The organism is Campylobacter showae (assembly GCF_900699785.1).
GTDB classification, from domain to species: Bacteria; Campylobacterota; Campylobacteria; order Campylobacterales; family Campylobacteraceae; genus Campylobacter_A; species Campylobacter_A showae_D.
The window spans coordinates 271585-286492 of sequence record NZ_LR535679.1 but is presented as its reverse complement, the minus strand read 5'-3'; the positions used below and the strand labels follow the sequence as shown (position 1 = coordinate 286492).

Sequence of the window (14908 nt, the reverse complement as noted above, 5' to 3'; positions counted from 1 at the left end):
TTATTCCTCCTTTATCATAGTCCAGGCGTATAGATAAAACGCAGTCGGTAGCACGTAGAGTATCGCGATGCTTAACGCCGCGGCTAACATATATAGACCCCCTCCAAAAAAGCCAAACATTGCTAGAGTTTTTATCGTTGCTCCAACGATGATGCTAGCGATAGTGAAAAATACGTAAGTCTTAAAAAGCTTGTTTTTCGTAATTTTGGCCAGACCAAAATTTAGCTTAAACCAGAGTATGAAAAAATATACGGCAAGACCTATCAATGCGTAGCTAATGACTTTACTGATACCTGGCGTAATTCCTTTTAGGCTAAGCACTATCGAGAGGAGAATCACTAATACGGCTATGATTACGGTTTTTATGAAGATTTCATAAACATCGGTATCATAAATCTCGGCTAGCTTTTTAAGGGCAAGCCACATATAAACGGTAGCTGCTAGCGCCGATAGGTTGGTGATTGCGCTATCTATTAGCTCTAAGTTTTGCAGTTGCTCGAAAGTATGCGGTTGCGTAAAGGCTTTGTAAACCGCTATCAAAAACGATGCGGCAAAGTTGGCTAGCAAAAACCAGCATGATATTATGCCTTGCCTTTTGGCTTCTTTTAGAACCTTTTGGTTATATGATGTCTCTTGCATGTTTATCCTTTCGGGCAGATTTTATCTATTTATTTTGATTTGCTCGGCGTCAAATTTGAGCTCCGTCGCTCGCTCGTGTTGAGTGCTAAAATTTGGTTCGTTTGCGCTTTGGGCGTTTAAATTTAGCCTATCGCCGCGCTGTTTGGTTAAATTTATCTCGATTTCATTTTGCTCGTTTGAGAAATTTTCCGCGCTGATCCACGCCGCGAGCAAGACGCCCGAGGTTGCTAGATCAAAGAGCGCGTTTGCAAGGGGCACGAATTTGACGATAGGGACGATGAGGACGGGCGAGAGGACCTCTAGCATGCCGTAGGTGAAGTTTGCGCCCAGGCTAGCGGCAAGCATCCACGCATAAACGCTAAAAAGCGCGCAGCCTGAGGCTTTTGCGAGTTTGAGATTTATGACGACCCACGCGATAGAGACGGCAAATACGGCAAGCGGGATGATGACGTCGGAGATGAGGCTTAGATAATTTTCGTCAAAAACGTAGAGCGCGACCGTGCAGAGGATCACCGCTAAAAAGCCGTTGTAGGCGTATTTAAAGATAGTAAAGACGTTTGAGCTTGACAGCTCCTGCGCGCGGATAAGCGCGTAGTGGAAAAACGTCAGCGCAAACAGCCACGCTAGCGTGCGAACGATCCAAAACAGGCTCTGATCGCTCGCTAGAAAACTCGCGCTCGCACACAGGACGCAAACTGCGCCGAGGATGCCTTGCGTTCTTGCTTTACTAAAATTTCTATCCATTTTTCTCTTTCGGCGGTTTCGGTTTTAAATGTATAAAATTTGACGCTCGAATTTACGTCAAATTTGAGGGCTTGTAAAAGAGAAAATATACATAAATTTGTTTTAAACAGTTATTAAATTTGCTACGCTGTAAGCATCAAATTTAGACAGCATGGAGATATTGGAAGTTAAATTTATACACTGCAGAGTTAAATTTGATAGCCCGAATCACGCGGGCTATTAAATTTAGGAAATTTTACTTAGTCGCGTTTTTATCCGCCGTAGTTTCTGTTTTTTCTACTTTCGGCGCTACGTAATCCTCCCCGAAATAAGCCTTCTTTATCTCTTCTTTTTTGATTGCGGCTTTCTTTTCGTAGATTTTGTATTCAGGCTTCCAGTAGTTTAGCATATTGTTTAGCCCGCTGTGGCCTACCTCGGCGTGACAGCTAGCGCAGGTTAGTTGCTTATCCGTATTTAGCAAGCTTTGATAGTGAGCGTGCATCTTTTGAGCTTGCGGGCTTGTTAGTTTATTGTCTACCAAATTCGTATGGCAGCTAACGCAACCGTTGTCAAATACGAAGTGCTCTCTTTTCTCTCTGTTTTTATGCCAGTCTATAGCCTCCGGATCTTTAAAGAAATGAATATATCCCTCCATTAGTCCGTTTTTAGCTTTAACTAGGACGTATTTGGCTAGGTTGTCGTGAGGTATGTGGCAGTCTACGCATTTAGCCCTTACTCCGCTTTTGCCTTTGCCGCTATGTACGTCGCTACTATAAGCTATAACCATAGGATCCATCTCGTGGCATACTACGCAAAACTTCTCTCCGCTAGTTTCTTCTAGGGCGTAATGCACGGGAAGTACGACTAAAAACCCTATAATGCCGCTTACTAATATAATAAGCGCTAGTACTTTCTTTGAAATTTTCATGGCGTTACCCCCATCCATTGCGGAACTTCGTGTTCGTGGCACTCCGTGCACATATTGGTTGATTTTTTATGCTCGTTGTGGCACTCGTCGCAGTATAGCGTAGGGCCGTCGTGAACCGAGTTGTGGGGATTTGCTTTTAGCAGATCCATGTATTCTAGTCTTTTAGCTATCTTTTTCTTGTCGCCGTGACAGGATAAACAGCCTTTATCGCCGATAGATTTAAATTTACTAGCGTCGTTTCCTTGTCCTTCGTGACAATCAAGACAGGTGAAGCTTAGCTTTTCGTGATGAGGCTTTAGCGGGTGTTTGGCTCGCAGTTCATCGGTGACGTTAAGATCGACTAAAGACGTTATCTTTGCGCTTGGGGTTCCTGCGCTAAATGCAAAAGAGCATAGCAGCATAGATGCGCACAAGGCGAGAAACGCTTTATGTTTCATGCGAATTCCTTTCGGATGCCTAGTTTGCAAATTTAACTGCAAATTCGGCTTCAAATTTAAAAGTACCGCAAGCCGAATTCTAGACTTTAATCTTAAATTTGGCCTGCGATACGAATTGGATCGCGAGTAGCGATCTTACTCTTTAGTACGGGACTCCAACAGGATGGAGCTTGATCGCAAAAGGGAGGCGCAGCCTCCCTGCGAGATTAGATATTCTCTCCAGCTATCATTCCAAACACCATGCAATCTAATATCGCATACGTTCCAAGCCTACTGGCTCCGTGTACGCCGCCGGTGATCTCGCCCGCAGCAAAGAGGCCAGGAATCGGCTCGTGGGTATCTAGAGAGATAACCTGAGCTTTGGTATTTATCTCTAAACCGCCGCAAGTATGGTGAACTTTCGGCATGGTTCGGCTAGCATAGAACGGCGCCTTTGATACGTCGATGCCGTTTAGTTTAGATACCGGTTTGCCAAATTCGTCTTTGCCTGCTTTCACGCCTTCGTTATACTTAGCAATCGTAGCTTTTAGCTTGTCGGCAGGGATTTTAAAATGTGCCGCAAGCGCGTCGATAGTGTCAAATTTCCAAATGACGCCGATTTCAAGAGGTCTTGACGTATAGATCGGGTTTTGCGCGGCGACGGCTTGAGAGTCGCAGATATTTACCGGATAGTTTTCCTCTTTACCGATGACGGCAAAGCATGCGTCGGCTTTGATTTTACGTCCTGCGTGCTCGTTCATGAAGCGTTCGCCGGTTTTTGGATTAACCGTGATGCCGTAGGTGTTGCAGCAGTGGTTGGTGAAGTTTACCGCCGCACCAAAGCCTTTTTCGTCCGGCGAGCAGTAAGGTAAAAACTGAATCCATGAGGTCTGGAGCGTTACGGCACCGATTTTGGTGGCTTGTAGCATCGCGCCCGCAGATGAGCCAGGGTGGTTAGTGCTGTCGATGGTAGGTACGATGCGAGGATCTTGGATCTGGCGGTACCACAAGTCGCGTCCAAAGCCGCCCGCAGCGAGCAATACGCCGCTTTTTGCCTTATACGCTTTCTTTTCGCCAGATTTGTTCTCAAGGTCGTCGCTAAAGAGTTTAGCGTCAAATTTATAATCCTCTCTACCGATAACGCCCACGACGCGGCCGCTGTCGTCTAGTACTAATTCATCAAATTTGGCTCTAGTTTTTATCGTAACGTTTGGATCGTCTTTTAGTTTGTTTAGCATAGGTTGGACATAGCCGGATCCTGAGCCGTTTGATGTTTGCAAGCTTCTAGCTACGCTGTGGCCGCTTTCAAAAATAAGCCTTTCAAGGAAGTCCGCGCCGCAGCTAATCAGTAAATTTACAGCGTCGTTGCTGCGGTCAAACATCGTGCCAAGTAGCTCGGTGTGGTTTAGTCCGAGTCCGTCTTTAACGGCATCTGCGATAAAGATCTCTTTACTGTCTTTAATGCCTTGAGCAACTTGGAATTTATTCATAGGAGCCGCCATGTTTCCGCCGTTGATTACGCTATTACCGCCTGCGCGTCCCATTTTTTCTAGGATTAGAACTTTTTTGCCGCGCTCGCTGGCCTTGATAGCCGCAGCCAAGCCCGCAAAACCTGTTCCTACGATGACGACGTCGTACTCTTCGTCAAATTTGACGTCTTTTTCGTTTGACGTAGCATTAGCGTTTACGCTGCTAAGAGCTAGCGCGCCAGCTCCTGCCATGCTCATTTTTAAAAAACTTCTTCTTGAGTTTTGCATTTTGTCTCCTTTTGATTTTTGCTTGTTGGCTCTATTTCGAGCGACGCCGTCTAGAAGCGGTTTTGGGCCGTTTCGTTTTTTTGTAATGATGAAATCATATCACTTTGTAAACTCAAATACGGTAAATTCTTGGTAACAAACTTAAATTTTAAATTTAGTTCAAAATTTAAGGCTATAGCGCGAAGTTATTGCTATAATTGCGCTATGATAAGAATTTTATTGATAGAAGATGACGAACAGCTAGCAAAGCTACTAGCTAGAATGCTTGAGCTTGAGGGAATAGAGACGACGATGGCGTTTAATCCTCTGGAAGGGCTAAAAATCCTAGAAAATGGGCTAAAATACGATGCTTTGGTACTTGATCTATCTTTGCCGGATATGGACGGGTTTGAGGTGTGCGAACAAGTGCGAAAGACGCATCCGACGCTTCCTATTATCATTTCCTCAGCTAGATCTGAAACTTTAGATAAAGTTCAAGGATTTAAGCTTGGAGCGGATGATTATCTGGCTAAGCCTTATGAACCCGTCGAGCTTGCTTTTAGGATACGAGCGATACTTCGCCGAGGACTGCAAGATCAACCAAGCGGTAAAATTTTTACTTTGGACAAAGATAAACACGCGCTTAAAAAAGATGGCGTAGAGATAAATTTAGCTCGCGCAGAGTACGATATATTCGCATTTTTGTTTGAACGAGAGGGATTTGTAATCTCGCGCGAGGATCTGCTTTTAAACATCGACTCCGTCAAATTTCAAAGCGGGATAAAGAGTATAGACGTCATCGTAGGACGTATCAGACAAAAGATCGGCGACGATCCGAAAAATCCGCGCTTTATCCACTCGGTGCGCGGCGTGGGGTATAAATTTATAAATGCTTAAGCTCTCTATCGTAAATTTAATCTCGTTCTTGTTTGCCGTTACGATGCTAGTTATCAACGTAACTTTTTTTGCCGAGCATAAGCGCACTCTTGAGGAGCTTGAGTATTCGGTGTTTCAGAGATTTATGTTGGGTATGCACATCAGGGCCGAGGGCGGCGAGCACATCGTTGAGTCGCTAAAAGAGATAAATTTAAAATATGCCGACGAGTCAAACGACGAGATAAGAAAAGGCGGTGTAAAAATACTGCAAGATACGTATTGCGACATGATCGAGTATAACCAGAAGCTGTACTACGTACCTAGAGATATCAACTCGTCTCATAGATCAATCTTAAATTTGATGTTTAAAGCCGGCATAGAAACGGACGACTACGGCGAGATAATGCCGGCAAACAATATCGCCGCGCTAGAAAATACAAAAGAGCTCTCGATGGCTAGATTTTGGACGGTAGCGGGCACGATAAATGCCGTGACGATCGGCTTTTTTATCGTGCTAATGAAAAAACTCTTGGGTCTAAGAAATCTAAAAAAACAAATCAGAGCCGTGGGCGCCGGCTCGCGAAAAAGCATCGACGTGGGCGGTCGCGACGAGCTTGGCGAAATAGCGCAGGAATTTAACCTCACGATGCAAAAGATAAACAATATAAAAGAGGCCAGAGAGCTGTTTTTGCGCAATATTCTGCACGAGCTTCGAACGCCGGTAATGAAGGGCAAGATAATATCCGGCATCATAAAAGATGAGGAATTTAAGGACGATCTAAAGCAAATTTTCACGCGTCAAGAACTTGTTCTGAGCGAGATCGTCAAGCTTGAAAAACTTAGCTCCGACGAGTGGCGACTAAACAAAAACGAATACCGTCTCATCGACGTCGCCGACCATGCGATGGATCTACTTTTTGCGCAGGACAAAGAGCGCGTCAAGGTGGATACGGCTGGACGGACGCCGATTTTAAGCGTAGACTTTGAGCTATTTGCTACGGCAATGAAAAACCTGCTCGATAACGCGCTAAAATACTCAAAAGACGCGGTTTTACTGCAAATACGCCAGGATTGCTTCGTAGTGGCTAGCAGCGGTGAGAGGATCGAGGAAGAGAGGCTAAATTTTACCAAAGCCTTTAACCGCAAAACCCAGCTGGCAAACTCGGGACTAGGCCTTGGGCTCTACATCGCAAATCAAATTTTCGTCCGCCACGGCTGCGAGATGAGATACGAGTACTCTGACGGCAAAAACCGATTTTTAACCTATTTTGGTAATGCTTGGAGGGGGTAAATTTGACGAGGCCGAGCCTAATTTAGTATTTTTACGGTTTTGCGTCAAATTTTGTAACCTTTGGCATGCTTTAGTAAAATTTGACTGTTTTGCTAAATTTAAATTTACTCTATGATTTTTTATGATTTTACTTTTTGGTTTTATTTTCTGATGACATAAAGAAATTTTTATAGGTTTATTTAGTGAAAGTATCTCAAACTAAATTTAGAAATTAAAACAAATTATTGCGAGGTTTATATCTAGCGACATATAGTTTCGTGAAAAAGAGCGGCACATTGTAAAATTTAACGTTAGAAAAGGCAGGTTTGGTCAAATTTGCCGCTAAAATAAATTTTTATCGTCGATAAAAGCCAGATAAGTTTATGGTCTAAAAAGCGCGACAAATCAAGATAAATTCAACGGTTAGGCAAAATTTGCAGGAAAAAGAGCGGCAAATTTGATTAGGTTTGCCGCCTAAAAATTAAATTTAGCCCAGTCTTTTGTTTAAAATTTGAGAAAATCCCCATAGGTGTCTAGCTTGTGCAAGTTCGGTTTTTTCGAGTTTTGCTACCATCATCTCTTCGTTTTTGCCTAGGCGCGAAACCACCTCGCCAAAGGGGCTAATGAGCATTGAATCGCCGTAAAAGCTCCACTGCTCGCCGCTTGCGGCTTTGTGGTTGCCGACTCGGTTTACGCGCAGGACGTAGACGTTGTTTGTAAAGGCGCGGGTTTTTAGCAGCTCCTCCCAGCGCGTCTCGCTAAAAAACGTGCAAGCAGTGGGAACCACGACGGCATCGACTTTCTTGCGCGCCATATACGCCCACGCCGCGTCAAAATGCGCCTCAAAGCCAAACATCGCGCCGATTTTAAATTTCTCGTAACTAAAGACGGGTAAATTTAGCTCGCCCTCATCTTTGTTAGCAAAAAATTTCGCCTCGTTCCAGTGCGGGTAGGGCATAAGGATCTGCTGCTCGTAAAAGCGCGAGGACGCAGGGCTAAATCTCGCCGCGACCTTGACGAAGCCTTTGCCTTTGGGTAACACTAGCGGGGCTAGGATTTCGAGATTGTATTTTTGCGCCATCGCCACAAGCGCGTGCTTTTTGCGCTCGCTTTGCTCTTTGACGAGGCTTTTTGGCATGAGCTCTAGCTCTTTAAAAAAGCTGTTTAGCACGTACTCTCCGAGCACCACGAGCCTAGCGCCTTCGCCCGCGCAAATCCTAAAATAATAATCTAGCCGCGACTCGCTCATGGGCTGCGTCGGTAGCTGTAAGGCGCAAACGGCTGCGCTACTCATCGTCCGCGTCCTTTACGACTAGCTTTGCGTTTTGTAGGATTTTGTCTGCTTCCTCGAGTAGCTTTTTGCCCTCTTTGTGCAGCTTGACGCTTTGCTCCAAACTTAAATTTTCATCGCCGAGCTGTTTTAAAATTTCATTTGCTTTGGCGAGTTTGCTCTCAAAATCCTCACTTAAATTTTCACTCATCTAAGACCTTTTTTATGATTTTTTCAAATTTATCTACTTCGACCAAAAACGCGTCGTGGCCGTAGTCGCTGTCTATCTCGTGGTAGTCGCACTCTTTGCCGATGTCGCGTAGCGTCTCGTACATCTTGCGCATGCAGCTTGACGGAAATAGCATATCGCCGCTAAATGCTATAAGCGTAACCTTGGCGCAAATGGGCGAAAGAGCGTGCGCTAGGTCGTCGTAGTGGCGCGTGCAGTCAAAGATATTCATCATCTTTACGATGTAAAGGTAGCTCAGCGGATCGAAGCGCTTGGGAAAGCCGCGGCCGTTGTACTCCATATAGCGATCGACCTGAAACCTCCCCGTAAGCTCGTAAAGACCGTCGGTTTCGACGTAGTTGCGGCCGAATTTGGAGTCCATGGAGCTAGGCGAGAGAAAGCTGATGTGTCCAGCCATGCGTCCTAGCGCCATGCCGGTTAGTCCCTGCGCGGCAATGTCGTTTTCGTCGTACTGGCCGTCTTTGAAACCAGGATCGCGCAGGATGCCCTCGATCGCGATTTTGTTAAACGCGATCGCCCAGGCCTTGCATTGATAGGTACTGGCTAGGATGATGACGTTTTTGGCGAAATTTGGAAACTCGATCGCAAAGCAAAGTGCTTGCATACCGCCTAGACTGCCGCCCACGACCGCATGCGCGCGCTCGATACCCAGGTGCTCAAAAAGCCTCATCTGCGCTTTTACGACGTCGCTGATGGTTAGCACCGGAAAGCGCAAACGATACTGCTTGCCAGTGCTTTTTTCGATACTGAGCGGATTTGTCGAGCCGAAATTCGAGCCGAGGATATTTACGCAGATGACGAAAAATTTGCTCGTATCTATGCCCTTGCCATCGCCCACTAGCGCGTCCCACCAGCCGAATTTCTGCTCGTTTTCGTATCTGCCTGCGGCATGGTGGCTACCGGTTAGCGCATGACAGACGACTATGATGTTGCTTTTATCCTCGTTTAGCTCGCCGTATGTTTCGTAAGCGAGCTCAAATTCGGGTAAAATTCGGCCGCTCTCCAGATAGAGCGGCTCATTAAATTTCACTTTACCGGTTTTTAAATTTAGCACTAATTGACTTTGTAGTTAGGGGCTTCTTGCGTTATGACGACGTCGTGGACGTGGCTCTCTTTTAGTCCTGCGCTCGTGATCTCGACGAACTGGGCTTTTTCCTGAAGCGTTTTGATATCTTTTGAGCCCATGTAACCCATCGCGCTTCGTAGGCCGCCAACTAGCTGATGTACGACCTCTTTTATGCTACCCGCAAACGGTACGCGGCCCTCGATACCCTCTGGCACGAGCTTATCTTGTGCGGTGCCTTCTTGAAAATACCTATCGCTACTGCCTTTCGTCATCGCGCCGATACTTCCCATGCCGCGGTAGACTTTGTACTGGCGTCCTTGGAATGTTATCACCTCGCCCGGAGTCTCCTCGCAGCCAGCTAGCAAGCTACCCGCCATCACGCAGCTAGCGCCTGCGGCTAGGGCTTTGGCTACGTCGCCCGAGTACTTTAGCCCGCCGTCTGCGATGACGGGGATGCCGTATTTTGCAGCCTCGGCCGAGCAGCTATCTACGGCGAAAATTTGAGGTACGCCAACGCCCGCTACCATGCGAGTGGTGCAGATAGAGCCCGGTCCTATGCCTACTTTGATGCCGTCGGCGCCTGCTTCGGCTAGGTCTTTGACGGCGGCCGGGTTTGCGATATTTCCGGCGACGACATCCACTTTTAGCTCGGCTTTGACTTGTCTTAGCGTGTCTAGTACGCCTTTTGAGTGGCCGTGAGCGGAGTCGATGACGATGACGTCTACGCCGGCCTCCGCTAGGGCTTTTGCTCTATCCATTTGCCCCACGCCGATGGCTGCCGCTACGCGGAGTCTGCCGTATGCGTCTTTGTTTGCGTTTGGATACTCTTTGCGTTTTTTTAGATCTTTTATGGTTATGAGGCCTTCTAGGTGGCCGTCTTTATCGACGATAGGTAGCTTTTCTACGCGGTTTTGAGAGAAAATTTTCTCCGCGTCGTCTAGCGTGCAGCCCTTTGGAGCTGTGATTAGCGGAGCTTTGGTCATCCTATCTTTTACGAGGACGCTTCTGTCGTTTTCAAATCTCAAATCGCGGTTGGTTAGGATTCCTATCAGTTTATTTTCCTCGTCTACGACCGGAACGCCCGAGATATGCAGATCCGCCATCATATCAAGCGCGGAGCCTACGCTGGCGTTTGGCGAGATGGAGATAGGGTCGATGATCACGCCGCTTTCGCTTTTTTTCACGCGGCGGACTTCTTTGACCTGGCTTTGTATGTCCATATTTTTATGTATGACGCCGATACCGCCCAGGCGCGCCATCATGATCGCCGCGCGGTGCTCGGTGACAGTGTCCATCGCAGCCGATACGATCGGTATATTTAGCTCCACGTTTCTGCTAAAGCGCGTTTTTATGTCGACTTGTTTAGGCAAAATTTCGGAGTACTGCGGGACGAGCAAAACGTCGTCAAAGGTGAGAGCCTTCGTAACTATCTTCATGCGTTTATCCTTTTATAGAGTTTTCTAAACTAAGCGCGCCTTCTAGCAGCGTTTTTTCGTCCCACGCCTTTGCGATGAGCTGGGCTGAGACGTTTAGGCCGTCAGCGTCCTTGGCTACCGGAACCGAGATGGCGGGTAGGCCGGCTAAATTTACGCTGATCGTATAGATGTCTGATAGATAGGAGTCTAGCGGGTTTTTTAGCTCGCCGAATTTATACGCCGTGCTAGGGGCGACCGGCATCAAGATAAGGTCGCATTCGCTCAAAATTCGCTCATACTTGGATTTAGTGTAAGCGCGAGCTTTTTGCGCTTTGATGTAGTATGCGTCGTAGTAGCCGCTGCTAAGTACGAAAGTGCCGAGTAAAATTCGTTTTTTTACCTCTTCGCCAAATCCCTCCGAGCGCGAGTTGATGTAGAGCTCTTTTAAATTTTTTGCCTCTGCCCTGCGTCCGTATCTTATACCGTCGAAGCGGCTGAGATTCGCGCTAGCTTCGGCCGTGGCGATGATGTAGTAGGTAGCGATATCGCATTTTGAGTTTTCTAAATTTTTATAGACTATTTTGTGGCCTGCGGCTTTTAAAATATCGACCGCTTTTAAAAGCGCTTTTTTGGTCTCTTTCGAGGCTTCGTTTATGTAGTTTTCGATGACGCAGATCGTGAGTTTTTTATCCGCGTTTAGCTTGTCTGCGACGCTCTCAAATTTTATATCCGCGCTCGTGCTATCCCTGTCGTCGTGTCCCGCGATGATATCGTATAGGATCGCGGCGTCCTCGACGTTTTGCGTTATCGGACCGATCTGATCTAGCGAGCTAGAGTATGAGCCTAGACCGTAGCGGCTCACGCGTCCGTAGGTCGGCTTTAGTCCCACGCAGCCACAAAATGCCGCAGGCTGGCGTATCGAGCCGCCCGTATCGCTTCCTAGAGCAGCCACGGCTAGCCCGGCGCCCACTGCGGCGGCCGAGCCACCCGAGCTACCGCCTGGCACTCGCTCGCGGTTTAGAGGATTTAGCGTTTTGCCGTAGTAGCTGTTTTCGGTCGTGTTACCCATGGCGAATTCGTCCATATTCGTACGGCCAAACGGCGCTAAGCCCGCTGCTAGCAGCTTTTCTATAACCGTCGCGTTATATGGAGCGATATAGCCTTGTAAAATTTTAGACGCGCTCGTTACACTCCATCCTTTTACCTGGATGTTATCTTTGATAGCGATCGGCACGCCCGCGCCCAGTTTATCAAGCGGCAAATTTGCCAACTGCTCGACGTAAGCGCCAAGCTCCCTATCCGCGAAAATTTTCTTTTCTAGCTCGTTTCTAAGCTCGGCTATCTCGCCGGCGCTTAGCTTGAGAGCTTCTTTTAAAGTTATCATTTTTTATCCTTAAATTTATTTACCGCTACGATACCCGCGGCTGTGACCGCGAGGATGGCCGCGATGGTCGCCGCGACGAGCCAAGCGGAGATAGGCTCAGACATTTTTTAGTACCTTTTCGCATCTCGGGCAGGTTTCGCCGTCGTGCTTAGCGGTAAATTTCCAACATCTCGGGCATTTGTGTCGCGTTGATAAAACGAGTTTAAATTTGTCGTTTCCGACGTCAAATTCGGCTAGGCTGTCGTTGCCGTCTAGGCTCTGGACGTCGCTAACCATATACCAGTCGCTGATCTCGTTTATGTCTTCGCTTAGGATCAAATTTGAGCTGGTTTGCAGCACTAGCTCGAGGGTTGATTTTATCTTTTTATCTTTTTTGAGTACGTCGATTAGCTCGAAAAACTTCTCGCGGCTAGCTACTAGCAACTCGTCGTCTACGTTAAACTCAAAATCTAGCGGCGCATACTCTAGATCAAATGCGTCCGCCGCGCCGTTTTTGATGATTTCGGGCGCATAGTCCATCGCCTCGTCCACGGTGTAGGTTAGAGTCGGAGCGATGAGCGGTAGGAGCGCTCTTGTGATTAGCGCCATGGCGCTTTGAGCCGAGCGGCGCGTATCGCTGTCTTTGGCGTCGCAGTATAGGCGGTCTTTGCAGATATCAAGGTATATGCCGCTTAAATCGGCGCTTAAGAAATTCATCAGCAGGCTAAAGCCCTTTGAAAAGTCGTAATTTCTAAACGCTGCTTCGGTCTCATCAAATGTTTTTTTCGCGCGGCTTAGTATCCAGCGGTCAAGGATGTTGAAATTTGACGTTTCGATGTCTTCTAGATCGTTTACGTTGGCTAGTAGAAATCTTATCGTATTGCGTATTTTTCGGTATTGTTCGCTTACTTGCTTTAGGATGTTTTCGCTGATTTTTAGGTCGCTGGAGTAGTCGCTAAGCGCAACCCAAAGGCGTAAAATTTCCACGCCGTAGGTTTTAGCGACGTCCGCCGGAGCTACGACGTTGCCCTTGCTTTTGCTCATCTTTTGACCGTTTTCATCGACGGTAAAGCCGTGCGTGAGCACGCTTCTATACGGCGCTCTTCCTTGCGCGGCGCAGCTTAGCAGTAGCGAGCTTTGGAACCAGCCTCTGTGCTGATCGCTACCCTCTAGATACATATCCGCAGGATAGCTACCAGCATCGTAGTCGCCGCTTTTTAGCACTGCAGCCCACGTCGATCCGCTGTCAAACCAAACGTCGAGGATGTCCATCACTTTTTCTAAATTTTGCGGATCGTATTTGCAGTTTGCCGGCAATAGATCCTTTATCTCGCTATCCCACCACGCGTCCGCGCCTTTTTGCTCAAATATCGCCGCGACGTTATCTAAAATTTCATCGTCAAATATCGGCTCTTTAGTATCCTTGCGTCTAAAAAACGCTATCGGCACGCCCCAGTCGCGTTGGCGCGAGATGCACCAGTCGGGACGATTTTCTATCATCGAGCCTATCCTTTTTACGCCGCTTGCAGGGTAAAATTTGACGTTTTCAAGCTCTTTTAGCGCGACTTCTCGTAGCGTTTTGCCCTCGATTTTCGGCTCGTCCATCGCGATAAACCACTGCTTGGTAGCGCGGTAGATAACCGGCTTATGCGTCCTCCAGCAAAACGGATACGAGTGGACGAATTTACTAACTTTTAGCAAATTTGAGCCTAGAAGCTCTAAAATTTTCTCGTTGGCTTTAAAGATATGCATGCCGATTAGCTCGTCTACTACGTCCTCGGGGAATAACTTTTTCGTCTTTAGCGTCTCGTCGTATAGGCCGCCTTCATCGACTGGCATGATGACTTCGATGCCGTATTTTAGGCTCGCGTAGTAGTCATCCTCGCCGTGTCCGGCAGCGGTATGTACTAGACCCGTACCGCCGTCCATCGTGACGTGATCGCCTAGGATAAATAGCGATTTTCTGCCGTTTAGCGGATTTACCGCGTGCAGGTTTTCAAGCTCGGCGGAGGCGAATTCTTTTAAAATCTCGCCCTTAGTTAGCCCTTCTTTTTCTAGTTCGCCAAGCATCTCTTTGGCAAATATCAAATTTTCAGCCGTTAAAACGTAAATTTCGCTAGGACTTAGCGAGATGGCTTGGTTTGCCGGCAGCGTCCAAGGCGTGGTCGTCCAGATGACCGCTCGAGCGTCTTTTGCGCCGATTTTTGCGGCGGCTTCCTCGCCTAGCTTAAAGGCTACGTAGATGCTGTAATCTTCTTTGTCCTCGTACTCGACCTCGGCTTCTGCTAGAGCGCTTCTAGCCGCCCAGCTCCAGTACACAGGCTTGCTTCGCTCGATCAAAAGTCCGCGTTTGGCGACCTTGCAAAGCGTTTTGTAAATTTCGGCTTCAAATTTAAATTTCATCGTCAGATACGGGTCGTCCCAGTCGCTGGCGACGCCTAGCTGTTTAAAGCTCTCCTTTTGCACCTCGATAAACTCTCTGGCGTGCTCGCGGCAAAGCTCGCGGATTTGCGTTTTGCTAAGGCTTTTTTTCTTATCGCCCAGTTTTACCTCGACTTGCTGCTCGATCGGTAGTCCGTGGCAGTCCCAGCCAGGCGTAAATCTCACGTTTTCGCCGAAGAAATAGTGCGTTTTTAAGATGATGTCTTTTAGGGTTTTGTTTAGCGCGTGTCCGATGTGGATGTTGCCGTTGGCGTAGGGAGGGCCGTCGTGCAGAGTGAAGCTTTTGGCGGCTTTTTGCCTTTTAGCTTTCATTTTTTCGTAGATTTTTCTATCGTCAAACCACGATTTTAAGCGTTTGGGTTCGTTTTCCGGCAGGTTGCCGCGCATGGGAAATTCGGTGTTTGGAAGCAATAATGTATCTTTGTAATCCATAGGTTCGCCTTGAAGTAAAAAATTGGTAGATTTTATCCAAACGGCGATTAAATGCTACTGAAAAAACGCTATTTTAAGCTAA

13 protein-coding genes are annotated in these 14908 nt (G+C 47.3%); 2 read left to right on the top strand and 11 right to left on the bottom strand.

The annotated features are described in order from the left end of the window. The 5 genes from E4V70_RS01345 to E4V70_RS01325 form a co-directional block, all read right to left on the bottom strand. Complete coding sequence (locus E4V70_RS01345) at window positions 1–639, bottom strand: hypothetical protein (RefSeq protein ID WP_122862231.1); 639 nt, start codon at window positions 637–639, stop codon at window positions 1–3. A 21-nt stretch (window positions 640–660) separates the two neighbouring features. Beyond that, window positions 661–1383 (bottom strand): hypothetical protein, encoded by a 723-nt coding sequence (locus tag E4V70_RS01340; protein ID WP_122862232.1) that lies wholly within the window; start codon window positions 1381–1383, stop codon window positions 661–663. Window positions 1384–1618: 235 nt separating this feature from the next. Then, window positions 1619–2290: a cytochrome c3 family protein gene (locus E4V70_RS01335; protein WP_134482472.1), complete on the bottom strand. Its 672-nt coding sequence runs from the start codon at window positions 2288–2290 to the stop codon at window positions 1619–1621. Next, entirely contained in the window at window positions 2287–2727 is a 441-nt protein-coding gene (locus E4V70_RS01330; RefSeq protein WP_122863104.1) for a cytochrome c3 family protein, read from the bottom strand. Before E4V70_RS01330 ends, E4V70_RS01335 begins: the two co-directional genes overlap by 4 nt. Window positions 2728–2933: 206 nt before the next feature. After that, a complete protein-coding gene (locus E4V70_RS01325; protein WP_122863103.1) occupies window positions 2934–4463 on the bottom strand; it encodes a flavocytochrome c in 1530 nt (509 codons plus the stop codon). Between the two features lie 204 nt (window positions 4464–4667). On the opposite strand from E4V70_RS01325, the gene E4V70_RS01320 reads away from it, so the two are divergent. Both E4V70_RS01320 and E4V70_RS01315 read left to right on the top strand, forming a co-directional pair. Then, window positions 4668–5339: a response regulator transcription factor gene (locus E4V70_RS01320; RefSeq protein WP_122863166.1), complete on the top strand. Its 672-nt coding sequence runs from the start codon at window positions 4668–4670 to the stop codon at window positions 5337–5339. Continuing rightward, window positions 5332–6609 carry an ArsS family sensor histidine kinase gene (locus E4V70_RS01315; RefSeq protein ID WP_122863102.1) on the top strand — a complete coding sequence of 426 codons (1278 nt, stop codon included), beginning with the start codon at window positions 5332–5334 and terminating at the stop codon, window positions 6607–6609. The genes E4V70_RS01320 and E4V70_RS01315 overlap by 8 nt, the downstream gene beginning before the upstream one ends. 466 nt (window positions 6610–7075) lie before the next feature. Here the strand turns inward: E4V70_RS01315 and E4V70_RS01310 are convergent, their stop codons facing one another. From E4V70_RS01310 to ileS, 6 genes are all read right to left on the bottom strand, one after another. Beyond that, window positions 7076–7882 carry a carbon-nitrogen hydrolase family protein gene (locus tag E4V70_RS01310; protein WP_122863101.1) on the bottom strand — a complete coding sequence of 269 codons (807 nt, stop codon included), beginning with the start codon at window positions 7880–7882 and terminating at the stop codon, window positions 7076–7078. Further along, window positions 7875–8069, bottom strand: a complete 195-nt coding sequence (xseB, locus tag E4V70_RS01305; protein ID WP_002948190.1) for an exodeoxyribonuclease VII small subunit — start codon at window positions 8067–8069, stop codon at window positions 7875–7877. The genes E4V70_RS01310 and xseB overlap by 8 nt, the downstream gene beginning before the upstream one ends. Continuing rightward, the gene (metX, locus tag E4V70_RS01300) at window positions 8062–9162 is read right to left on the bottom strand and encodes a homoserine O-acetyltransferase MetX (RefSeq protein ID WP_122863100.1); all 1101 of its coding nucleotides are present in this window, start codon (window positions 9160–9162) and stop codon (window positions 8062–8064) included. The genes xseB and metX overlap by 8 nt, the downstream gene beginning before the upstream one ends. After that, the gene (guaB, locus tag E4V70_RS01295; protein ID WP_122863099.1) at window positions 9162–10610 is read right to left on the bottom strand and encodes an IMP dehydrogenase; all 1449 of its coding nucleotides are present in this window, start codon (window positions 10608–10610) and stop codon (window positions 9162–9164) included. The genes metX and guaB overlap by 1 nt, the downstream gene beginning before the upstream one ends. Window positions 10611–10614: 4 nt before the next feature. Further along, window positions 10615–11973: an Asp-tRNA(Asn)/Glu-tRNA(Gln) amidotransferase subunit GatA gene (gatA, locus tag E4V70_RS01290; RefSeq protein ID WP_122863098.1), complete on the bottom strand. Its 1359-nt coding sequence runs from the start codon at window positions 11971–11973 to the stop codon at window positions 10615–10617. A gap of 96 nt (window positions 11974–12069) precedes the next feature. Further along, complete coding sequence (gene ileS, locus E4V70_RS01285) at window positions 12070–14826, bottom strand: isoleucine--tRNA ligase (protein WP_122863097.1); 2757 nt, start codon at window positions 14824–14826, stop codon at window positions 12070–12072. Between the last annotated feature and the right edge of the window lie 82 nt (window positions 14827–14908).

What these genes read in the sequence shown, in the direction of transcription:
- E4V70_RS01345 (WP_122862231.1), bottom strand. Translation starts at nt 639, where the DNA reads ATGCAAGAGACATCATATAACCAAAAGGTTCTAAAAGAAGCCAAAAGG.
- E4V70_RS01340 (WP_122862232.1), bottom strand. Translation starts at nt 1,383, where the DNA reads ATGGATAGAAATTTTAGTAAAGCAAGAACGCAAGGCATCCTCGGCGCA.
- E4V70_RS01335 (WP_134482472.1), bottom strand. Translation starts at nt 2,290, where the DNA reads ATGAAAATTTCAAAGAAAGTACTAGCGCTTATTATATTAGTAAGCGGC.
- E4V70_RS01330 (WP_122863104.1), bottom strand. Translation starts at nt 2,727, where the DNA reads ATGAAACATAAAGCGTTTCTCGCCTTGTGCGCATCTATGCTGCTATGC.
- E4V70_RS01325 (WP_122863103.1), bottom strand. Translation starts at nt 4,463, where the DNA reads ATGCAAAACTCAAGAAGAAGTTTTTTAAAAATGAGCATGGCAGGAGCT.
- E4V70_RS01320 (WP_122863166.1), top strand. Translation starts at nt 4,668, where the DNA reads ATGATAAGAATTTTATTGATAGAAGATGACGAACAGCTAGCAAAGCTA.
- E4V70_RS01315 (WP_122863102.1), top strand. Translation starts at nt 5,332, where the DNA reads ATGCTTAAGCTCTCTATCGTAAATTTAATCTCGTTCTTGTTTGCCGTT.
- E4V70_RS01310 (WP_122863101.1), bottom strand. Translation starts at nt 7,882, where the DNA reads ATGAGTAGCGCAGCCGTTTGCGCCTTACAGCTACCGACGCAGCCCATG.
- xseB (WP_002948190.1), bottom strand. Translation starts at nt 8,069, where the DNA reads ATGAGTGAAAATTTAAGTGAGGATTTTGAGAGCAAACTCGCCAAAGCA.
- guaB (WP_122863099.1), bottom strand. Translation starts at nt 10,610, where the DNA reads ATGAAGATAGTTACGAAGGCTCTCACCTTTGACGACGTTTTGCTCGTC.
- gatA (WP_122863098.1), bottom strand. Translation starts at nt 11,973, where the DNA reads ATGATAACTTTAAAAGAAGCTCTCAAGCTAAGCGCCGGCGAGATAGCC.
- ileS (WP_122863097.1), bottom strand. Translation starts at nt 14,826, where the DNA reads ATGGATTACAAAGATACATTATTGCTTCCAAACACCGAATTTCCCATG.